This is a genomic window from Limosilactobacillus ingluviei DSM 15946, assembly GCF_001435775.1.
In the GTDB taxonomy this organism is placed as follows: domain Bacteria; phylum Bacillota; class Bacilli; order Lactobacillales; family Lactobacillaceae; genus Limosilactobacillus; species Limosilactobacillus ingluviei.
The window spans coordinates 20,706-44,068 of the sequence record NZ_AZFK01000083.1; the positions used below are offsets into that span (position 1 = coordinate 20,706).

General features: G+C 42.7%; 16 protein-coding genes. 3 read left to right on the top strand and 13 right to left on the bottom strand.

All coding sequences use genetic code 11. From position 1 onward, the window contains the following. Positions 1-94: 94 nt before the first annotated feature. Positions 95-1,096: a D-isomer specific 2-hydroxyacid dehydrogenase family protein gene (locus FC43_RS09145; RefSeq protein WP_056955441.1), complete on the bottom strand. Its 1,002-nt coding sequence runs from the start codon at positions 1,094-1,096 to the stop codon at positions 95-97. Between the two features lie 26 nt (positions 1,097-1,122). Further along, complete coding sequence (locus FC43_RS09150; RefSeq protein ID WP_056955442.1) at positions 1,123-2,769, bottom strand: mannitol dehydrogenase family protein; 1,647 nt, start codon at positions 2,767-2,769, stop codon at positions 1,123-1,125. A 368-nt stretch (positions 2,770-3,137) separates the two neighbouring features. Here FC43_RS09150 and FC43_RS09155 point away from each other — a divergent pair, with 368 nt between their 5' ends. Beyond that, entirely contained in the window at positions 3,138-4,682 is a 1,545-nt protein-coding gene (locus FC43_RS09155; protein WP_056955443.1) for an FGGY family carbohydrate kinase, read from the top strand. 64 nt (positions 4,683-4,746) lie between these two features. On the opposite strand, the gene FC43_RS09160 is transcribed toward FC43_RS09155, so the two are convergent. The 3 genes from FC43_RS09160 to FC43_RS09170 all read right to left on the bottom strand — a co-directional run bounded on the left by FC43_RS09160 (position 4,747) and on the right by FC43_RS09170 (position 8,955). Further along, entirely contained in the window at positions 4,747-5,403 is a 657-nt protein-coding gene (locus tag FC43_RS09160; protein ID WP_056955444.1) for a histidine phosphatase family protein, read from the bottom strand. A gap of 585 nt (positions 5,404-5,988) precedes the next feature. Beyond that, positions 5,989-7,458, bottom strand: coding sequence for a glucuronate isomerase (gene uxaC / locus FC43_RS09165; protein ID WP_056955445.1), 1,470 nt, complete (start codon positions 7,456-7,458; stop codon positions 5,989-5,991). Between the two features lie 36 nt (positions 7,459-7,494). Continuing rightward, positions 7,495-8,955, bottom strand: coding sequence for a glycoside-pentoside-hexuronide (GPH):cation symporter (locus FC43_RS09170; RefSeq protein ID WP_056955446.1), 1,461 nt, complete (start codon positions 8,953-8,955; stop codon positions 7,495-7,497). 545 nt (positions 8,956-9,500) lie between these two features. Between FC43_RS09170 and FC43_RS11130 the strand changes: the two genes are divergently transcribed. Next, positions 9,501-9,671 (top strand): hypothetical protein, encoded by a 171-nt coding sequence (locus tag FC43_RS11130; protein WP_156648380.1) that lies wholly within the window; start codon positions 9,501-9,503, stop codon positions 9,669-9,671. A 55-nt stretch (positions 9,672-9,726) separates the two neighbouring features. On the opposite strand, the gene FC43_RS09175 is transcribed toward FC43_RS11130, so the two are convergent. The 8 genes from FC43_RS09175 to FC43_RS09210 all read right to left on the bottom strand — a co-directional run bounded on the left by FC43_RS09175 (position 9,727) and on the right by FC43_RS09210 (position 21,517). Further along, positions 9,727-11,358, bottom strand: a complete 1,632-nt coding sequence (locus FC43_RS09175; protein ID WP_056955447.1) for a glycoside hydrolase family 30 protein — start codon at positions 11,356-11,358, stop codon at positions 9,727-9,729. Positions 11,359-11,371: 13 nt separating this feature from the next. Continuing rightward, positions 11,372-12,202, bottom strand: a complete 831-nt coding sequence (locus tag FC43_RS09180) for an alpha/beta fold hydrolase (RefSeq protein WP_056955448.1) — start codon at positions 12,200-12,202, stop codon at positions 11,372-11,374. Positions 12,203-12,207: 5 nt separating this feature from the next. Next, positions 12,208-13,977 carry a beta-glucuronidase gene (gene uidA / locus FC43_RS09185; protein ID WP_056955449.1) on the bottom strand — a complete coding sequence of 590 codons (1,770 nt, stop codon included), beginning with the start codon at positions 13,975-13,977 and terminating at the stop codon, positions 12,208-12,210. A gap of 27 nt (positions 13,978-14,004) precedes the next feature. Then, positions 14,005-15,330: an enolase C-terminal domain-like protein gene (locus FC43_RS09190; RefSeq protein WP_191979102.1), complete on the bottom strand. Its 1,326-nt coding sequence runs from the start codon at positions 15,328-15,330 to the stop codon at positions 14,005-14,007. Further along, on the bottom strand, positions 15,330-16,559 hold the full coding sequence (locus tag FC43_RS09195) for a glycoside hydrolase family 28 protein (RefSeq protein ID WP_235807617.1): 1,230 nt from the start codon (positions 16,557-16,559) through the stop codon (positions 15,330-15,332). Before FC43_RS09195 ends, FC43_RS09190 begins: the two co-directional genes overlap by 1 nt. A gap of 86 nt (positions 16,560-16,645) precedes the next feature. Further along, a complete protein-coding gene (locus tag FC43_RS09200) occupies positions 16,646-17,530 on the bottom strand; it encodes an aldose 1-epimerase family protein (protein ID WP_056955452.1) in 885 nt (294 codons plus the stop codon). Between the two features lie 21 nt (positions 17,531-17,551). Next, positions 17,552-19,000, bottom strand: a complete 1,449-nt coding sequence (gene uxaC, locus FC43_RS09205; RefSeq protein ID WP_056955453.1) for a glucuronate isomerase — start codon at positions 18,998-19,000, stop codon at positions 17,552-17,554. 12 nt (positions 19,001-19,012) lie between these two features. Continuing rightward, complete coding sequence (locus FC43_RS09210) at positions 19,013-21,517, bottom strand: glycoside hydrolase family 31 protein (protein WP_056955454.1); 2,505 nt, start codon at positions 21,515-21,517, stop codon at positions 19,013-19,015. A 418-nt stretch (positions 21,518-21,935) separates the two neighbouring features. Between FC43_RS09210 and FC43_RS09215 the strand changes: the two genes are divergently transcribed. Beyond that, a complete protein-coding gene (locus FC43_RS09215) occupies positions 21,936-23,354 on the top strand; it encodes an MFS transporter (RefSeq protein WP_056955455.1) in 1,419 nt (472 codons plus the stop codon). Positions 23,355-23,363: the final 9 nt, after the last annotated feature.

Consider the following 23,363-nt stretch of genomic DNA (forward strand, 5'->3'; position numbering starts at 1 on the left):
TGAGGAGCGAATTTTTTAGCCGGTGTGGCTAAGTTAGCTTAAACGGAATTTTATTGACATAGCTGACAGCCCACATTGTCAGCCAAAAATGATGTTACAGCTCTGACGTTAATTCACGAACCAATGGCTTGCCAGCTACTAAGTTTTGGACGTCGGACACACACTTGTCACCCATCCCGTGCAAGCAGTAGTCCGTGTAAGCTGACGTGTGTGGGGTAATCAAGAAGTGAACTGGGTCTTGTAAGAATGGGTGATCACCAGGAACTGGTTCAACTTCCATCGTGTCAGCAGCGTAACCCCGGACTTTACCACTCTTAACGGCAGCCATCATGTCATCTTCGACAATCAAAGCTCCCCGCGCATGGTTGACAAAGTAGACCCCGTCCTTGCACTTCGCTAAAGCTTCTTTGTTGATAAAGTGGAAGTCGCTTTCGTCTAATGAAGCGTTCAAGGAAATGCAATCACATTGTTCAAGCACTTCATCAAAGGAAACGCGCTTAGCCCATGGCTTGTCATCCCACCAGCCTTCTGGGGTGTGTGGTTCAGGGTCGTTGATCAAAACAACGCCATCCTTACTAAAGAGGTGGAAGTACTCGGCCACCCGACTCCCGATGTTACCACAACCAATGACCCCGAATTGCTTACCGGCAAATTCAGCGCCCAGGAATTGGGCCCGATCTTCATAGTGGCCTTCCCGTTCCCGGTTAGCAGCGGCAACTGTCATCCGCATAATCGCCAGCAGGTTGGCCAGAGCGTTGCCGGCTACGGCATCCCGTTCAACCAACGGTGGCACAATCGTCACCTTAACGCCGTGCTTCTTAGCAGCCGCAATATCGATACTGTTGTAGCCAATCCCGTGGCGGGAAATCAGCAGCAGTCCCGGCATGTTTTCGAAGAAGTCTTCCCGGAAGTTTGGCGTCACACTAGCGATAATGACGTTGTGGCCTGCCAACTTTTCAGCCAAATCCTTACCAGAAATATCAGGGTCAACCATAAAGCGGTCCACGGTACCAAGCTTTTCCAAGGCTTCCCAGTGTTCCTTATAACGTTGGCCAAAACTGCTTGAGTTTACTACCGCGATTTTATATTCAGTCATTTTCCAAACCCTCTTTATTTAAATTCCTAATCTAAGTTCTTGCCATACTTTTGCAACATGTCATCCAAGGTGCTTTGAATGCTGCCCTTACCGGCCAACATCAGCTTGAAGTCAGCTTCGATCTTTTCGCCCAGGCCGACTTCATATAGGTCAACCCCGAAGATTGCCTTGTTTGACAAGATGTCCTTCACAGCTGCGTGGACGTCTTGATCAACGTTGCCGAATTCAATTTCAGCCACTTTGGCGTGCAGATCATCCCAAAGTGGATCCGGACTTGGCTCAAAGCTTTCCCCGTTGTCGTCAATTGCCATCAGGTAACGCAACCAGGTCGCGATCACCAGTGGGATAAAGTTTAATTGGCTTGGTTCGCGATCAGCCGCATCAACGTAGTGCTTGATCGTGACCCCGTAACGAATGGCCATCTTTTGGGACGTATCCGTCGCAATCCGTTGTGGGGTGTCTGGAATGTATGGGTTTGGCAAGCGCTTCGTAACCAGTTCATCGATGAATTCTTGCGGGTTGATAACCTTCGGATCCTTGACTACCGGTAACCCTTCTACGTAACCAATCTGCTTAATCAAGTTGCGCAGGCTGGCATTTTCAACTTCTGAGGAAATCGACTTGAAGTGCAAAATTGAACCGTAAACCGCCAGTGCCGTGTGCAGAGGGTTCAAGCAGGTCGTAACCTTCATTTCGTCCGCCAAGTTGACCGTGTCGCGATCAGTCATCAATACCCCCGCGTCTTCAAATTTTGGCCGACCATTCGGGAACTTGTCTTCTACCACCAGGTAGTGGGCTTCTTCAGTATTGACGAAGGCCGCAATATTAGTCTTCTTTGGCGTATGGATAATGTGAGCATCTTCAAAGCCTAATTTTTGCAAATCTGCGGAAACGGATTCCGATGGGTTTGGCGTAATCCGGTCAATCATTGATAATGGGAAAGCCACGCGACTTTCATCACTGACGTAATTAACGAAGGCTTGCTCAACAAAGCCATGTTCTTGCCAAGCTTTGGCAATCGTGATCACGCTGTCACGCAACTTGTCCCCGTTTTGTGAGAAGTTGTCGGTACTCAGCAAGGTCAGTGGCTTAGCCCCAGCTTCAAACCGAGCTAACAACAAGCCCACCAACAGGGCCATGTTATTCTCTGGTTGAGCTGGACCATTTTCAATGTCGCGTTGAACCGGTGCAAAGAAGTTGCCAGCTGGATCCTTCAAGACATATCCCTTTTCGGTAATCGAGAAGGTAGCCAACTGGAGACTGTCCTTGGTAAAGATTTCTTTTAATTGGTTGTAGCCAGTTGGATCTTCATTGGCCCGCCCCGCAAACAAGGCTTGGGCTACATCAGCAAACAGATGCAGATCTTTCGTGCCATCTGCTTTGGTTACGACCCGCAAAATCCGGTTGTCAAAGCCCTTGTACACTTGATTGACTAACGTGTCATCGTAGGTATCCGCCACAATGATTCCCGTGTCGAGTTCGCCCTTTTCAATTAAGGTATTAGCAATCGCCGCGTGGAAAGCCCGAAAAAGGTTCCCGCCCCCAAAGTGGACCCACCGTGGCGCTGCTAACGTTTTTGCTACTAATTCTTTTTCATCGTACGTCGGCACATTAATTCCAAGGTTCGTAAACGTATCCTTGTTAGCAATGTAGTCGTCAGTAATTTTCACCATAACAATTCCTCCATTAAAGAAGCTTGTGCCTAACTGATATACTAGTACTATTTGAACACGCTTTCATTCTAACATAGAATCTAGCCTTGTCAAATACTATTTTCAAATAATTCTCTATATTTTTGTGTCACGTGAACATATGCTATTTATAGGGGTTTTGATTCGGAATTAATTAAAGAATTGACAATTGAGACATCGAACTGAGCCTCTTGTTGTTTTTATTTGTGAACGACCACATCTGTGCTTGACCTAGCAATGAAATCGCTTTAATATGATTATGTAAAAAACATCTGGTATATCACTTGGGATATCTAGAACTTAAATTTTCGTTTTCTAACACTAACTATATTAAGTAAGGAAGTATGACTATGGATTACATTGTAGGTATTGATATTGGTACCACCAGTACGAAAGCTTTGCTCTATGATCTGAATGGTAAGATTTATGCTAAAGCCAACATTGGCTATCACTTATACCAAGATCTTCCCGACATGGCGGAAGAAGATCCTGATGATATCTTCAACGCTACCCTATCCGCCATCCAAGAAGTCGTAACTAAGGCCAAGCGTACCGATGGCAAAGTTATTGCCATTTCTTGGTCCGCCCAGCAACACAGCCTGATTGCCCTGGATGAAAACTACAAACCACTGACCCGGACGATCACTTGGGCGGATAATCGAGCCGAAAAGTACGCCCGTGAATACAAGGAAAACGGCAAGGGTATGTTTGTCTACCAACACACCGGGTTGCCAATTCACCCAATGGGTCCCTTCTACAAATTGTTGTGGCTACAGGCTGAACACCCAGAGATCTGTGAAAAGACTGCCTACTGGGTCGGGATCAAGGAATACATCATCTGGCGCTACACCAATGTTTTAGCTGAAGAAACCTCGATGGCTGCAGCAACTGGGTTATTGAACATGCGCAGTGTTGATTGGGATGATGAGGTGCTGAAGTTGGTCAACGTCAAGCGTAGCCAACTACCCGACCTGGTGGAAACGACCCACGCGATCGTAGGGATCCGCTCCGAATATGCCAAGGTAATGGGCATCCCCGATGACGTGAAAGTCGTTATGGGGGCAACTGACGGCGCCCTCTCCACGATCGGGGTCGGCGCACTGGAAACCGGTACTCTGGCAATCAACATTGGGACTTCCGCCGCAGTGCGTTCCTTTGTTGACAAGCCGATTGTCGATCCTAAGGCCCGGCTGTACTGCTACCCAATTATGAATGGTAAGTACTTGGTCGGCGGCCCAATCAACAGCGGTGGGATCGTCTTTAACTGGGCCCACGATGCCATGTTTACGGGGGTACAAGAAACCGCCAAAATGTTAAAGAGCAGTTCTTACAACCTCCTAACTGAAATCGCCAAGACTGTACCGGCCGGCTCAGCAGGTTTGTTGTTCCACCCTTACTTAGGTGGTGAACGAGCTCCCCTCTGGGATGCCAACGCCCGCGGTTCCTTCTTTGGTTTAAACCGAAACCACACCCGGGCTCACATGGTTCGGGCGGTGTTAGAAGGAATCGTCTTTAACCTTTATATGACCACCCTAGCCTTAACCGAAGTCACGGGGGATCCAAAGGACATCTTGGTTGCTGGAGGCTTCGTTCAATCCTCCTTGGGTCGGCAAATCATGGCTGACGTGTATGAACACGAAATTACGATTCCAGATTCCTACGAAAGTGGCTGTCTAGCCGCCATGTACTTGGCCAAAATGAGCCTGGGCCTGGAAAGCGACCTTACCAACATCGTTAACTACATTGGCAAGGAAAAGAAGTACGAACCAAACGAAGAAAACTTTGCTGCTTACCGAGCCTTGATTCCGATCTTCATTCGGTTGAGCCGGGAACTAGCAACGGAATACCAAAGCATCGCGGACTTCCAACGCCACTTTCCTACCCTTTACAAATAGAATTACTGAACCCAAAAACAGCGGATGGCTCTGCAACCACCCGCTGTTTTTATGCTCTTGAAACTTATAGCTCCAATTTACGGTTATATTCCGTAATCGTTATTTGCCCACTCTCATCTAATACCAATTTAGTCACACTCCCATTAGCCGGGGCATTATTAACGGTATTCACTCCTAAATAATCCGCAATCGTCCGGATGATCGAACCATGGCTGACCACCAACACCCTTCCCCCGTTAGGCAGTTGATGAGTAAGCTTAGTCAAGCCACTGTTAAACCTTTCGACTAGGGCCGGATACAGCTCAGCCGCGTGCGCCGGATCCTGTTCGTGCATGTACTGGCGCATTGCCTGGAACCCTTCGTGAGCCACCACGTCTTCTTGATCTCGGTAGCCGTACGGCGCGGTAATTTTGTGGATGCTCTCTACGACCGAAGTCCCTTCGTAAGTCGAAAAAAAGATCTCCCGAAAGGCCGCCATCGTTCTCACGTCAGCTGGGTAATGCTTTAATTCCGCTAAAATCAGATCCCTGGTCTTCACCGTCCGCGGTAAGTCCGATGCCACCACCAAATCAAAGCGTTCGTCACGCAAAGCTGCCCCTAGCCGACTGGCCTGGCTCTTCCCTTTGGCGGTCAACTCAGAATCAATCCAACCTTGAAAGCGTCCCAAGGTATTCAAGAACGTTTCGCCGTGCCGAACCAAGTAAAAGACGTATTTTGTCATTATTGCCACCCCGTATGTTCACGTTATCATTACAACGTCTTCCACGATACAAGATTTCCTATGCTTTAGCAAGCCGTTTTCGACTAATTGCAGCTACTTTAAAGCCAAAAAGCCAGCCCATCAGTTGGCCCGCTTGCTGGCGCTGAGGTCTGGCTTTCCGTTGGCGCTAACTGGGGCGTTTAGCGCCGCATGATCTTGTCATAGATCCAGTTAGCTAGCACGCCACTAGCGATTCCAAGCGCCAGCTGTGCTAGGTTGTCTAGGAAGTTGTCTAACAAGGGGTTCACCCCCGTTCTTTGGCCGCCCGAAGGCTAATTGAGCTGGTTAGGCTCAGCCATGTACCGTTTTAACAGGTTTTGTGTTAAAATTTAGGTGTGTTTAGGAAGTTGAGCAACGGGGTTCACCCTAAGTGAGTTTCCAAGCTGGTTACTTGGACCCCAAACTCACTAGCCAACTAAAAAAATCCTCCGCAAAAGCGGGGGATTTTTTTAATTCTATCTTCAGTCAAAATTAAACGTACTTCGCCCCGTCAGTTTATTCCACCAACGGGGCAAAGTAGGTAATCAAGCTGCGCTCAGTTCCTAATTAGTATTGGAACCGATTTTCGTGCTGGCCAAATAATTCGTCTGGCGTCGCATCCGGGAAGAACCCAAAGTATTCGTAAGCATTATTGTAGGCAATGTCTTCAATAATCTTACCCAGGTATTCTTCATCTTCGGGAGCCCGGCCCTGTTCCACCAAATTACCAAAGAAGTTACACAATACCCGCCGGAAGTATTCATGCCGTGGGTATGACAAGAAGCTCCGGGAGTCGGTCAGCATCCCGACAAAGTTTGGTAAGAGACTTTGTTGGGCAAAGTCACGTAATTGAGTGTCCATCCCCTCAGCCGTGTCGTTAAACCACCAAGCGGCCCCAAATTGCATCTTTTGCTTGCCGCCTTCTTGGAAACAACCCATCAAAGTTACCAGTTGCTTCCAATCGTTTGGATTCAGGGAGTAGAAGATCGACTTTGGCAGATCGCGGGTTTCTTGCATCTTCGTATATAATTTAGCCATTTGGTCCACAATGTCTGGTTGAGTACCCATGGCATCGTAACCAGTATCTTGACCTAATTGTTCAAACATCGGCTTGTTAAGGTCCCGGATCGAATTGATGTGGAATTGCATCGTCCAGTTGAACTTCTTGTTTAACTTCATCATTTCTTCCAGGAACATCGTCAACCACTTGTCGTATTCCAAACCAGTAACGGGTTCGTTGGCAGCTGCCTTCTTCATGATCGAATCCAGTTCTTCATCGGTCGCTTCGGCAAAGTGGTAAGTCAACAACGAGTGGTCGGACAGGCGGCCGCCCATTTCGTTAAAGTATTCAAACCGTTGTTCCAAAGCCTTTACTAAGTCACGGAAAGAGTTGATTTCTACTCCGGCTTGTTCGCCCAATTCCTTTAAGTAGTCCGCAAAGGTTGGCTTGTTGATTTGAATCAAGTTATCTGGCCGCATGGCTGGCAAAGTCCGGAAGCCACTTTCCTTTTCTTCAGCCTTCAACAGCTTGTGGTAGTGCAAATCAGAAGCCGGGTCGTCCGTCGTGCAGACTGCCTTGACGTTGGAGTTCTTGATCAAATTTCGCGGCTTAAAGTCGTCGGTAGCTAGCAAAGCATTGGCCTTCTTCCAAACTTCTGGGGCATTCTTGGTCGTCAGCGGTTCGTCAATCCCAAAGAAGCGTTGCAATTCCAGGTGCGTCCATTCATAAACCGGGTTGCCGACCGCCTTTTCAATTGTGCCAGCCCAGGCCATAAACTTGTCATAATCATCGCCATTACCAGTAATCAATTCTTCCGGCACCCCATTGGCCCGCATCAACCGCCACTTGTAGTGGTCACCATAGTGATCTTCGTTAATCCACAGTTTGGTGATGTTTTCATAGTTCTTATTTTCGTAAATTTCATTTGGGTTTAAGTGACAGTGATAGTCAATAATTGGCATATCCTTAGCGTGATCAAAGAACAGCTTCTTACCCCATTCATTTGTTAATAGAAAATCCTTGTCTAACAACGTCATTTTAAAAGCCCCCTAATGCTCTTTAAATTTCTAAGTTTACTTAACGTCTTCGTCACCGATAATACCGTGTTCCCACTTGCCTTGGTCAAGGTCAGTGGCGATTTGTTCAAACTTAGCGTCATTGATCTTGTAAAGGAAGCCGATAATTACGGCCGCCATAATCAAGCAGAAGCCTGGGTATAAAGTCATCGCCGCCTTGATCCCCGTTAAGGTTGCCGCAGTTTGGTGAGCATTAGCAACGTATCCAGTAACCGCTAAGACACCAGCAGAGACTAAAGCCGCAATGGATTGCGCAATCTTCCGCGAGAAGTTAAAAGCAGCGTAAGTGATTGCTTCTTTCCGCATCCCCGTGTGCCATTCACCGTAGTCAATCGCGTTGGAAACCATGGCCCAAGTAATCCCATTTGGAATGGCCAATGCCGTGTACCCAATCGTAACCAGCACGATGAAGGAGATTACATTATCTGGCAAGAAGAAGTTCAAAATGTTAGCAATTGCCCCAACAAAGAAGGAAACCAAGGCCGTCCGCTTTTGCCCAAATCGCTTGGTCAAACTAGGAATCATGAAGACCCCAACGATGGAACAACCCATCATAACGGCGTTGATAACTGGCTGAAGACCAATGTTACCAAGGTTGTATTGAGCATAGAAAACCATCATTTGGTTATTCGTGTTCATTGCCGAAATCGTAAACAACGTCATCAAGATCAGTGCCCCAAGTGGCCCGTTCGTGAAGACTACTTTAATGTAGTCCTTAAAGCCTTCCTTCTTGGCGTTTGGATCACGGTGTACCTTAACATTTTCCTTCGTCCCAAAGTAGCAAACTGCAAACATTAAGATCCCAGCGGCCGCAAAACAGGTTGCCGCAAACAGATAACCATGCAGTTGATCTTTCGAACTCATTCCCCCGCCGACTAATTCCATCAGCGGAATGAAAGCTACCCCAGCGATAAATTGAGCCGCCACGGAACCCACCTGACGCGTTGTTGCCATGAAACTCCGGTCTTGTGGATTCCGACTCATTACCGAGGCTAACGAACCATACGGATCATTGGTAAATGAGTAAACCAAACCCCAAGTCATGTACACTGCATATGCGTAAATGATCTTTTGGTTCATAGACAGCCCCATTGGCATCGTAAAGGTAATGACCGTCATAATCCCCAGAATAATGGCAGAAATCATCATTACCGGCCGGAACTTACCACGCTTACCAATATTTTTCCGTCCATCAATTACCGACCCCGCGATCGGGTCCATAAAGGCATCAAAGATCTTTGAAAAGGCGAAGATCCCCGCAACGGCACCAGCACCAATGCCGGCAGCATCAATCCAGAACTTAGTCAAGTAAGCTTGACCGAGGTCAAACATGAACCCATTCCCAAAGTCCCCAAAACCATAGGCAATCTTTTGGCGGGTTGGGATTCGCTTGTTGTAGTTGTCCGCCTTAACGGTGTCGTTAGCCGTTGGCGTAGATGCAGTTTTCGCACCATCCATGAGTTTGTCCCTCCTAATTAAACACACGTGAACATTTTTTGATAAAAATAAATGCGACTTATCATCGCGATGTCAGTAATTACTGAAAAAAGATTGCAATCAGTCAAAAGAAACAGTCATCAAATTCCTCACACTCAATCTGTTACTCTTTTAACAATTTCTATCTTACCACACTTTAATTGAAAACGGTAACATTTTTTAATTTAATAAAACATTACATCTGGCACCCGTTTTTTTGAAATCAGCATTCGAAAATAAAGCATTCACCGTTATCTATTTATTATTTTAAACCTCCGCGACTTTAGCGTCTCTAAATAGCTTCAATAGACAAATATCTTACTGATTTCCAGATATTTTCTACTCAAATCATCCTTTTTCATGTTCACGTTTTCGTAGACGAAACAATTAAGAAAACGCTTTTCGAGAAATAAAATCGTTTTCAAATAAAGTAAGCGATTCCTTACCATTGTAATTTTCACGATTTCATCTATAATAATAAAACGTTAAGAGAGAATTACCATAATAGAGAGGGAGGAATTGACACCATGATGTCTTTAGTTCGAGGAATTGTCGCTGCTGTTATTTTAGCTGGAGCTGGAGTTGGTTCCGCAGTTACCGTAGCCGGCAATAAAACTGTTAATCAATACGCTCAATACGTACAACAAACTAACCAAAAGGCTCACACAAATGCCGTAAACGTATTTGCTGGTAACTAAATATTTACATTATTGATATGCAAAACGCGCGAGAAAAAATTCTCGCGCGTTTTTTCTACTCTTTTCCTGGAGCCATATCATCTTTATGATTCATTGGATATGGGTTTAATTTGAATTGTTCGTCCTTTCTAGGATGACTCTGGTTAAGTTTACCATTTGTTTTATGCAAAGAAACAGTCCCATATGCTGGTACTGTAACACTTTGCCAACCAGTAACTCCATTAATTTTTACAGTTGCCCGTAATTCCTCATCCGTTGGATTATATAGCTGTGCCGCAATTGATCCATCTGGAGCCATAAACGCAACAGAACCCAAACCACCGGAATAACCATTTTGAGTATACGTAGTCGAGCCAACCACAATCGACCCCGGGACTATATCCTGTCCAAAATTGCGAAGCATGTAGTATTCGAGATTTCGTTGCACTTTTCCACTTGAATGATCAATTGTTACGACTCCCCGGCGTCCTGTCGAGCCTGCAATATTTGGCAAGCCACGTTCATCAAGCGCTAAATTCCACAAGAAAATCGAAGAAACGCCTTGCCGCACCAGCCAATTACCGATTAATCCCATCATGATATGAGATGCATCCTCAACAGTATCCTCCATCATACAACGCCGTTCTGTCATTGAAAGTTCCCAGTCTGGATTAAAACGTTTAAATTTCAACAGATTCTCGTATGGTCCTTCGTAGACATGAAACGCAAAGCCATCAAAAGCTCGAGCTTCTTTTAAGGATAAAGTATCTAACATCTTTTCCGCATCTAAGTTTAGACTTCCATCCCAGAAATATAACTTAGTTTCAGGGAACGCTTTATCCAATGCTGGTCTTAAATAGCGATAACCAAAATGAGCTAATTCTTTAAAGTCCCATATCATCGCTGGCCATGCTGCTGCATTTGACGGTTCATTTTGAATTGTTAAGCCATAGATAGGAATTCCATACTTGCGATACGCTGACAAATAACGCACAAAGTACTGAGCATAAACTCCTTCAAACCGATCCAAATCAGAAAATCCATTGCCCGTAAATTCACCAAAGCGCATCCGACCACCCATAGCCATTTTGCCAGTGGTCTTCATCCACGCTGGGGCCGACCATGGCGAAGCTAAAACTTTTACAGCAGGATTGATCTTTAAAATCTCTTGCACTACTGGCACAATATAGCGTAAATCTTTTGTCGCGTTTGCTGCACCTGGGGTCCCCTCACCAATCGAAAACTTCTCTAAAGCTGAGTCGTGTTGACCATATGGCACATCATCATAAGAGTAAAATTGATTTTCATATTCTTCAGGTGTCAACGATTCAGAACTACTAGCTTTAGATTCATCCATCCGCTGTTCATAATTAGTCCTGCCATACTCATCATCTCGACGTTGTTCTCCTGAACCAAAATCACACGATCCCAATGGAATACGAATTAACGAAAATCCGCCCTCTTCCGGCGAAAATAATTCACTTAAAAGCGCATGACGTTGTTCCGGTGTTTGTTTCCAAATTAACGAAGCTGTTGCATCCGTGATAGCTGCTCCCACGCCTAACCATGCTTGTTTTCGATCAGCTGGATCAATTACTATTTGAGCTCCTAATCCTGGTTCTTGGGATATTTCAGGAGTTGGTAATACCGTTCTTTTTTGACGTAGATCACCTGACGTAGCTGTCCATAACTCATTTTTAAAAGTCATGTTAATCATCTCCTTAAAAACTATGACGTTCCAACCATTCTGCAATTTCCTTAACTATTTGCTTTTTTCGTATTGGGTCATTGAGCAGTGAATGCATTAAATAGGGATAGATATGGAGTTCTTTATCTTGTACCTTTAGCCGCTCATACACTGCAAGTGTATCCTTAAAACTAATCAGTCCATCTTCAAAACCATGAAGCATTAATAACGGCTCTTCAATTTGCTCTATGTGAGAACGAAGAAAAAGTGAGCCTTGATATAAGGCATTAGCTAAACTAACTGTTGGCCTTGGATTAGTATGATCCATTTTGTTCCGCACACTTAATCGTTCATCCCGATTTATACCCTGTTGTGGTAATCCCTCTAGCCCTTCATGTTCATCACCACTAATTGGTCGAGTACCAAGCAACGGATTCTCATACACTGAATATGGCGCTGAAACAATCGCTCCATCTGCTTTACCAGGAAATTGTGCTAAAGTTTGTAATACCGTAAACCCTCCCATGCTGTGTCCCAGCAAAAATAGTGAAAAGTTATAATAACGTTTTCGGACCTCTGATATTACCTGCAAGCAACAGTCTGTTAACAGCTGTGGATCCTCTAGAACCCCAACTTCACCGCTAGTTTGACCATGCCCTGGTTGGTCATAGCGAAAAACATTAAATCCCCTTTTGACTAGCATTGCTGCTAGTTGGTCATATCGAGTTAATGTTTCCCCCATCCCATGGATCAGTATCACATTAGCCTTCGGAAAATCTGATAGGTTCTCGCGCAAATGAATTTCAAAATCATCATATCCTGATAAGGCTACATACTTGTCTTTTTGCTGATCGTAAAAGCCCATGTTAATCATTCCTTCTTCATGTCATTCCATCGGCGTGAAAGATACGTAGCAATTGCTTTAGGCTCGCGATTTCGAGTAAAGATCCCTTTTCGGTTTTCACCGCCGATCCGAATCATTCCCGCATCTGTAGTAAAATCAGCGAAATTCCAAAGTTGCTCACCTTGGACATAATCTAATTCATCGAATACTTCGAAATTAGCTTGATAGTAATCCACTTGATATTCTTCAGAATATGGTGCATGACGTAGAGAATGCATCCCTGCAACTGTATCTGCCCCTAGTTCCGTGAAAACAATCGGTTTATCAGGGAAATGAGCATGCCACTTTTCTAATTCAACACGTAAATCGTGTTTTGCACCATCTAAGTCATCCAAGTTAACGTACCAACCATAATAACGATTGAGACATAATACATCGACTAAATCACCGACTAAATCCTTATCGGCATTAGCCATCATAATATTTACAATCGTTACTGGCCGCTTCTGCGGATCTAATTTTCGTGTGTAGTTAATGATTTCTTTAAAGTACTCATGAGCACCTTTTTCATGACTTGCTGGTTCATTAGCTACTGACCACATTACTACAGATGGATGATCATGATCACGTTCAATCATCTCTCGCAACGCTTGCTTATGCTTTTGTTCTGGATCTAAATTTGTCCAAGTCGTTCCCTCTTTCATTCCTCCAGCTAACGACACATTAAAATTCTCAAACAATCCGACTGCTGGAACTTCATCAATTACTACGAATCCTTCTCTATCCGCCATTCGCATTGCTTCTTCACTGTATGGATAATGCGATGTCCGGAATGAATTCGCCCCCATATTCTTCATAATTTGATAGTCTAAATTCAAAAGCGGAAGGTTTTCACCCTTCCCAGCAGCTAAAGAATCCTCATGACGCCCAAAACCGGTGAAATAAAACGGCTTGTCATTAATTAAGAATCGATGATTTTCAACTTTAATTGTTCGAACCCCAAATTCTTGGCTATAAGAGTCAATCAGTTCATCTCGGTCATTAAACAGTTCAATTCGTAACTGATATAAATAGGCATTTAATGGTTCCCAACGATGAGTATCATTAAGCACTAAAGTGGCAGTTACATTATTACCAGTTACTACCGTTTGACCATCTTCATCGATAACTGATAATTTTGCCTTAGCATAAGTCCCGTTAATTTGAATATCAGGATTAATCGTTGTTGTATTACCTTCAATATCGTAATTAACTGCCACATGTTCAATGTACGTCTGATTAGTCGTATATAATTGAACTTTCCGGTGAATTCCCGCGTAGTTATAGAAATCAAAACGTGGTCGTAACGTATATTTACCATCTTTTTCATGTAACTCAGCGGACGGCAAGGTCGTGTCGTCTAATAAATTGTTTACACGTACCTTTAAGTCGTTGTCTCCAACATGAACCTCTTGAGTCACGTCAATCTCAAATGGAGTAAAGCCACCGACATGCTTTCCTACCTGTTTTCCGTTAATGTAAATTTCACAATTTTGAGCAACCGCCCCAAAGTGAAGAACATTCCGTTTTCTTAATTGCTCTTGGGGGACACTAAACGTTGTTTGATACCAGAACCAGCCAACATGATCCCTCAGTTGACGGTTCAAGGTTTGATCATTGTACGAAGCTGGTACTGCCATCCATATTGGATTAGGTAATGGTTGCGTAGCCGTTAAAGGACTTTTTTCTGCTTGAAACTGCCACATTCCCGAAAGATCTTCTAACGCCCGCGTTGCTGTTTGTTTTGGAAAAAGCATCTTTAAACTTCCTTTCTTTGAAAACTACTATCGAACCAATGCTGGCCGATGCGGATCAAATCTCCAATTCGGAATTAAATACTGCATTGGCCGAGCATCATTTCGCTGATCACAAGTATTTTGTATATATAGCCGGTGTGCTTGAATTAATTTTTGGCGATCTATCGTAACACCTAGACCAACACTATCCTGTTTAAGACTTATAAAGCCGTCTTTTATCTGGTATGAATCCTTAGTTAGATTTTGCCCGTCTTGCCAAATCCAATGGGTGTCAATCGCATATATTTCTCCGGGAGCCGCAGCAGCCGCGTGAATCGCCATTGCTAACGAAATATCAAAATGATTATTTGAATGAATTCCCCAATTAAGACTGAAAGCTTGGCAAATCTTCGCTACTTCAACAGACCCCTCCATCGTCCAAAAATGAGGATCAGCTAAAGGTATTGAAACAGCTCCTAATGTCAAAGAATGTGCCATTTGTCGCCAATTAGTATCAACCATATTTGTTGCTACTGGAACATGCGTCTGCCTTTGAAATTCTGCTAAAATTTCCCGTCCCGAAAAACCATCCTCTGCACCACATGGATCTTCAATATAGTGCAAAATACCTTTTAAACTTTTTGTATAACGGATAGCCTGCTTCAATGACCAGCTTCCATTTGGATCCAGATCCAATTTCGCCATCGGGAATGCTTGATGCAAAGCCTTAATCGTAGCCACTTCTGTCTCACCGTTAAAGACCCCACCCTTTAACTTAAAGGTAGTGAATCCATATCGCTCGTAAGCTGCTTGAGCAAGTCGGACCACAGCTGCCGGTGTTAACGCAGGTTCGCGCCGTAATCGTTCCCAACTATCTTCGGCCCCCTCACCCTTTACGTATGGCAAGTCAGTTTTTTTACGATCACCAATATAAAATAAATATCCTAAAACAGGGATCTTCTTTCGCTGTATTCCATCACCCAACAAAGCGGCAACTGGCACTTTTAAATATTTCCCTAATAAATCCAAAAAAGCCGTCTCAATAGCCGTCTGCGCATGAATACAGACTCGTTGATCGAAGGTTTGGAGACCTCGACCCTTAGAATCTAATTCACTAAAACGCTTCTTTACGCCCCTGATAACTTTTTTATAGTCTCCTAAGGGTGTTCCCAACACTAAATCTTGACTTTCATTTAGAATCTGAGTAATTTTTTTACCACCAGGTACCTCACCAATTCCTTCTTCACCATTGCTAGCTGTCAAGATTACTATATTCCGGGTAAAAAATGGCTCATGTGCTCCACTTAAATTCAAGAGCATACTATCTCGACCGGCAACGGGGACAACTTCCATTTTTTCAATAATCGGAACCATCAGTTTGCCTCCCTAGCTTGCAACAAATCAACCACAGGGTTAATAAGATTCCCACCCTTAATTTCAAACTTACTGTCACTAAAATCCGTGATTCCTTTTAGTAGTGCTTGAATTTTTTCTTTCTGATCAACTGGTCGCAAGTCATACTCGATCCTAGTGTTTAAGGATTTCTTTAACTTTAGAAAAACATCTTCAAACCTAATCCCCTTAATTTGGCCTGGCAATTGAGAAATCATTAACACACCATTTTCAGCGACCGCATTAATTCGCCGAAAAATGATATTCGAGATTTGGCACTTTGTTAAATCAGTCGTCTGCGTGCGTGGCAATAATGTTATATAAATTGGTTCCCCAGATCCCCACCACTCCTGGCTGTAGTGCTTGGTTTGAATGTCAATGTCTTCGAAAATAATATTCTCAGCATTTCCAGAATCTCGTAGTTGAAAAGCCAGACCACGATTCGTATCCCTAATTATTAACTTTGAAAAACAGCAATTTCTAAAATTGCCAAAACTACTTGAACCGAACTTAACTGCTGAACTTTGAGTTATTACTCGGCAATTTCGCACAATCAGGTTCTCAACATCACCGTACTCACTGGTTTCTTCGGTGCACTTAGGACAAAAAGCGTCATCACCCGTTTGGATGAAACAATTCTGAATTATTACGTTTTTGCTTCGGTCAATGTCAAAACCATCTGTATTCGGCATACGTACTTCATTTTTTATTGTAAGACCATCAATGTATACTCCATTATTTCCAACTAAGTGCACAGTCCAAAAAGGCGAATTTTGTAACGTAATTTCTTCCAGAGAAACATCTTGGCATTCTTGAAAATAAATCATCATCGGCCGAGGATACTTATAAAATTTCAAATGTGGTTCATCATCCTGATTAGGAAGGATAAATCGTTGATAATTTCCATCAATGGTTCCGTATCCTCTAATTGCAATGTGTTTTGCTCGCTCAGCATGGATTAGCGAACTCAAGGGTGTCATATTCTGTTTTAACTCAAACAGTCCCGGCCTATGCCAGTATTTCTGTTCATCCCCGCTACCAATCAGCCGTGCTCCACGTTCTAAATACAGAGTTACGTAATCTTTGAGTTCGATAGAATCAATGGTATATTGGCCTGATGGAATTTTGACTATCCCACCACCTTCACTACTGCACTGATTTATCAATTTTTGCAGCGGAAAAGTGATATTCTTTTCTTTCCATTTTTCCATTAATACTCTCTCCATCTGCAACTCCTTTCCAAAAAAGAGCAAAACAAGCGGTGCTCCCATGTTGTTCTGCTCTTTTCCACTACGTATTACTGCAACGTAATAGCATATTCAAAATTTTTAATCTGACCAGGTGCTAATCTCGTGTTAGCTTCCTTTTCCATTAATTCACTTGGCTGATCTACAACATCCGGTAGTCCCGCAAATGGTTCTATACATAAGAATGGCGCCTGTGCTCCTTCTTTTGTCCAAAGACAAACATACCGAAAATCAGCTAAACTTAAATGTACTTGATGATCCGTATTTTGTGAGGATAAAGTAACTCCTTTAAGCCCATCATTTTCGATAATCACCAAACCATCTTCAAACATGTCGTAATTCAAATTAATGAGACCTGCATCTGCCGCTGACAGCGTTACTACCTTCCCTGTACGATACGGATTAGGGGTCTTAACGATTTCAAACTGCTTGAGTTCCAAATCACTCGGCTCAAACTTAAGTGTATAATCTGTAAACTTCCCCTCCCCATTAATTGGAACATTAAATGCTGGATGTGAACCTAATGAAAAGCTAAATTCTCGATCAGACTCTTGATTCAAAACACTAAAATGGTAACTTAACCCTTGTTCTCCAAGCTCAAACGTAATGGTTAATTTAAAGTCAAATGGAAACATTTTCTTAGTTTCCTCATTCGCAATTAAATCTAAGACCAATACCTTTCCAGTGTTCTTCTTAACTGTAAAAATCTGTTCTCCTGCAAAACCATGTTGTGGCATATCATACTTCGTTCCGTCTATTAAGTATTCATCATTCACTGATCGTCCAATTGCAGGAAATAGTACAGGGGCATGTTTGGGCCATAACTTACCATTCCAAATATAATCAAAATTTTCTTTTTTGTTGTACAAATGGGTTAATTGTGCCCCTAATTCATCGATTTCAACTTTAAACTTATCATTTTCAAGAACTTGCATCGTAGATCCCCACCTTTTCGACTAGTCCTTAGTAGCAACTTCGCCAAATTGGAAGTAATCATGCGCATTCGTGTATGAAATCCGCGCTGCAATCTTTCCCATATACTCCTCATCAGCTGGGGCTTGACCATTTTCTACTAACTCACCCAAGTAATTACATAAGACACGACGGAAATATTCATGACGAGAGTAAGATAAGAAACTCCGTGAGTCCGTCAACATCCCAACAAAGTTTGGCAATAAACTGTTTTCTGCCATCATTTCTAATTGCATATGCATTCCCCGACGAGTGTCATTGAACCACCATGCACACCCTAATTGAAGTTTTTGCTTCATTGCATGTTCATCGATACCATCGCCATAGAAATCGCCCATTCCGCTTGCCAATTGCATCCAGTCATTCGGATTCAAGGAGTACAAAATTAACTTAGGAATGTTGCCTTCCGCTTGCATTGCTTGCAGCAACTTCATAATTTCAGCTGCAAAGTCAGCTTGAGTCCCAATTGAGTCGCCACCTACGTCTGGTCCCACTTGATCAAACAACTGCTTGTTTGCATTCCGAACGACGTTCCCGTGGAACTGCATTGTCCAACCATATTTTTTATTTAACCGCATCAATTCTTCAATTAGCGCGGTTAAGTAAATATCTACTTCATGATCCGTTAATTCTTCATTAGCAAATCCCTTCGCTAAAATAGCATCTACTTCTTCTTCATTTGCCGGAACAAAGTGGAAGGTATTAATCCCATGATCGGATAATTTACCACCTAGTTCGGCAAAGTAAGCATAACGACGATCGAATGCTTGCTTCAAATCAGTAAAATTCTTAATTTCGACATCTGCCGCTTCACCTAAAGTTGCCATATATTGAGCAAAAGTTGTTGCTCGAATGTTAAAAGCAGCATCCGGGCGCATTGCCGGTAATACTTTAAACCCATTTTCGGCTTCTTCTGCTTTTAAAAGTTGATGATATTTTAAAGCTGAAGCTGGATCATCAGTTGTGCAAACTACTTTTACATTCATCCGTTGCAATAACTGGCGTGGCCGAAAATCATCAGTAGCCAGTAATGCATTGGCCTTGTCCCAAACTTCACGAGCATTCCCCTTAGTAAAAGGTTTTTCAAACCCAAAATAACGCTTTAATTCCAATTGTGTCCATTCATATAATGGATTCCCAATTGCATTCTCCATCGTTTCGGCAAACGCTTCTACTTTCTTAAAATCATCACCATCACCGGTAATTAAACTTTCAGGTACTCCATTGGCCCGCATTAAACGCCACTTGTAGTGATCCCCTGCGGAACCGTCATTAATCCATACTCGAGCTAAGTTTTTATAATGTTTGTTTTCATAAATTTCTTTTGGACTTAAATGACAATGATAATCAATAATCGGCATGTTCTTCGCATGTTGGTAAATTTTCTGTGCCCATTGATTTGATAACAAGAAATTTTCATCTAGTAATGTCATAGTTTGCCTCCACTATTGGATTGAAATTAAGTCATTTAGCGTAAATTCAAGATTGGCCTGGTAATTTTGCTCATCAGGGTTTTCATACCGAACCTTAGCTTGACGGTGAGTACCATCAAACCACCAGCCATCTTTAGCATTCATAAATTCATCATAGTTTAAATACCGATGTAAGGACTTACCAGCGACTACAACATTTATTGGAGCCATCCGCGTACAGTATACTGATAGATTCATTTCTTTAACTTTAGTGGCATAATTCCCACTCCGTTTAAAATCAACGATTACTCCTTCTGGACGACCAGTAACCGTAATCTTTGTTGTCAGGTTTTCTCCGTTCTGATATGCCATCGTTTCACCAGCATCCTCATACAGAGTGAATTCTGCATCCTCGCTCGGTTCCACAACCAAATCAAGCTTTTCAATTGCCTGATCGTGAATATTGGTCAACCCCGGAGCCTTTGGAATAATTGCTCCGTCTCGTAAGAACATCGGAATACTGCTCAGTTCAACCGGGATTTTAATTGTTTGCCCTCCGGCGTATCGCTGATTAGTGGTTAAATCTAACCAATTCGTACCAGCCGGAAGATAGACTTTCTTTTCCGTTTGCCCTTGCTCTACAACATTTGCAACCAACAACGATTGGCCCAACATAAATTCAAAGCTTTCATCTGTCACGTTCGGATCGTTTTGGAACTCATAAATAAGCGGCCGCATAATTGGTGCACCCGTAACATGGGCTTCATATAGCAAGGAATAGAAATAAGGGATTAACGAATAACGCAGCTTAATCGCAGCAGAAATATATTTTGTATATTCTGGATACGTCCACGGCTCGGTAACAGTATTATCATCATTGGCCGAATGAATTGAGAAGCGTGGTTGGAAGATCCCCTGTTGAACCCAACGAACAAACATTTCTGCCGTCGGCAATGGGCCAAAGAAACCACCAATATCACAGCCCTGATTAGCAACGCCTGATAATCCCATCCCAAGAATTGTTGGAATGTTGTACTTAACAGAATCCCAGCAAGTATAGTTATCACCAGCCCAAGTTTGTGCATATCGTTGGATCCCTGCAAAGCCTGCTCGGTTGGTAACGTATGGACGTGCATCTTGGTCATAATCATGAATAGCTGTATGAGCTACCTTTGCCATAATCGTTGACATTAATGGCCTTACATCATCCATTACCTTATCTTGGCAACCTTCCATGGACACTTTAGCGTCTCCATCAACAGTTTCGTATTCATTATTGTCATTCCAAATTGAAGTAATCCCTAATTTCAAAAGAGATTCCTTCATATGATGGCTCCATGCTTTACGTCCATCTTCGCTAGTAAAATCAATGAAATTAGCTGGGCCACCCCAATATTGATTAACTTGATTTGCCTGACCATCTGCAGTTTTAACGTAAGCATTCCGATCTGCAAAATCCTTGTTCAAAGGATGAGTTAGCAGAATCCCTGGCTTGATATTCGGTGATACTAGCGCTCCTCGCTTTTTTAAATCGTTAACAAATTGCTGTGGATCTGGGAAACGTTTCTTATTCCAATGGAAGTAATAACGTTTACCATCATCATCACCAGCAGTATAACCTGATGAAAGGAAGAAGCCATCGCACGGAATATCGTACTTCTTACAGTTGTCTAAGAAATTGACAATCGCTTCATCATCACCTTCTTCGAGTTCCGAGTAGAACATTGTCGAACCCATGTATCCCAACGATGACATTGGCATCATTGCTGTCTTACCAGTCAAATCTGTGTAATGTTCAACAACCTCTTTAATGGTTGGGCCTCCAACAAAGAAATAATCCAATTCTCCCCCATCAGCTACAAATTTACTATAACGCAACCAATAGTTACTGTGTTCACAATCCATATCAAATTCGGAATCATGTGAATTGTTATAGAACAAACCACTAGCCACATTTTCCGTAGGATTAAAATCAATATAGAACGGAATCATCTTATACAACGGATCCGATTGTTTGGGATCCCACCCTAGCGAGTCTGTATTATGCATTCGCATTCGACGTCGGTATTTATTTAACGGCCCTGATTTTTCACCAAATCCATAGAACTTCTCATTATCTCCCATTTGAGTGTAATGAATCCTACGATTATTGTTATCTAATACATATGACCGTTTAGGGACGTCTTTATGCAATACATGTCCATCGTAGTCTTCAATCTGAAGATAGAATGGTTCACGATAAATTGAAAGTTTATATTTAGGGCCTTCGACTTCATAATGGTCCGTCAATTCCTTAAGGTTAATCGGCAATGCTTCGACACGAGTCCGCTCATCAGCCATAAACTTATCAGTCTTGTCATCCCAAGCAGTCTTAATCAATGCATAGGACTCTTCTGCTGCAAATTCGTCATCGAAGGTTCCGCGAACCCGAATCAAATTTTCATCCAGCAGATAAATCCGAAATTTTGCTCCGTCTGTTGTTAGTTCCAAGAACTCTTTATGATTCTCTATATTGAGTAACTTTGTTGTATTTTTCATAAATCAACCTCCGAGTAGCGCATGTTACTAACTAGGCGACCCATCTTTAAAACTGGCAAACTGATATACTACATTATGGTTAGGTATATTAAAACAAACATCGGTCGTCGTTATCTGTAGAATACGCTTACATTGATAATGTGTCAATTAACTTTTTGGTTTTTGAAAAATTATGTAGAATTATATACTATAATATGCGATGAATTTTTACCTCTCATCATATTTTTTTATCCTCCAACCTATTGAAAACGCTTACCAATGGTGCTATCATCTCAAGTGTCGAAAGAAGTGAAAAAATATCGCTCAAACTAACATATCAGTTTGCCGATTGATATAATTATTTATTTTAGTTTCTGCAATATTTTCGCTTTTGTAGCAATTTTTGTTTAATTCCTGTTTGTTTTTGGGGGTTTTTAAAATGGAGAATAAAGGACAACGTACCTTTACTGTAAATGCCCATCCCTTTGATTGGCGTGACAAAATAGGGTACATGTTTGGGGATATTGGTAACAACTTCTCATTTAATGTTGTTAACTCGTTCCTGATGATCTTCTATACCAACGTTTATGGACTTTCCGGTTCACAAACTGCCATTGTTTTCTTGTTAGCACGTTTCGTCGATGCCATCACTGACGTCGTTGTTGGACGCCTCGTTGATAAGAGTAAGCTTCACAAACGCGGCCGTTTCATTCCATGGATTAACCGGATGGAATATCCATTGTTAATCTTCTTAGTTCTACTCTTTGTTCCATGGGTTAAAGATGCTTCCATGGGCGTTCGAATGGCTTGGGTTTGGTTCACTTATATCGCTTGGGGGATTTTATACTCTACAGTTAACATCCCTTATGGGTCTTTAGCATCCGCAATTAGTAACGATCCTGATGACAAGACTTCCTTGTCTACTTGGCGTTCAATTGGTTCAGCTTTAGGTGGTTCCATCACCTCTTACATCATCCCAATGTTCATCTACGTTGGCGCAACCCAAAAAATCTCTGGCATGCGCTTCTGGGAAGTTGTTATTGTCTGTGCAATCCTGGGATGGATTTGCTACCAATTAACTATTCACTTAACTACTGAACGGGTTCAAACTGAAAAGTCTGAAAATATTCCGTTAAGCAAGATCATGAAGTCCATGCTAGAAGATCGCTCTTTGCTCGGTTTGGTCTTAACCGACTTAGTATTGGTAGTTAACCAAAACTTAGCAGGTACCATGATCACCTATGTTTACAACGACTACTTTAAGAACAGTGCCGTTATGGCGATCGCGATGGTCGTTAATACTGCGACTGTAATTTTGCTGTCACCATTCTCGCATTATATTGCGACCCACTTCGGGCGTCGTAATTCTTCAATTGCTGGTTTAAGTATCAGTGCCATCGTTTACTTCATCCTCTTTATGATCCGGACCAGTAGTCCTTATGTATACTTAGGTTTCATTTTTATTGGTTCCTTAGGTTTTGCAGTATTTAACTTGCAGGTTTGGGCATTTATTACGGATGTTATTGATAATATCGAAGTAACTACCGGTGACCGTGAAGACGGGATTGTCTATGGGGTTAACTCATTTGCTCGGAAAGTAGCTCAAGCTATCGGTGGGGGCTTTGGTGGTTTCCTCTTAAGTTGGGTCGGATACAAATCATCAACTACCGGGGGAGCTGAACAATCTGCTCACACAGTTAATGCTATCTATAGTGCCGCTACCTTAGTTCCAGTCGTTTGTGCTATTCTCGCCGTCCTCTTATTGGCTTTCGTTTATCCATTAACTCGTGATAAAGTTAAGCAAAACGGTGAAATTTTAGCTGAACGTCACGCCCAAATGAATCACTCTGAAGAATAAGAACTTCAA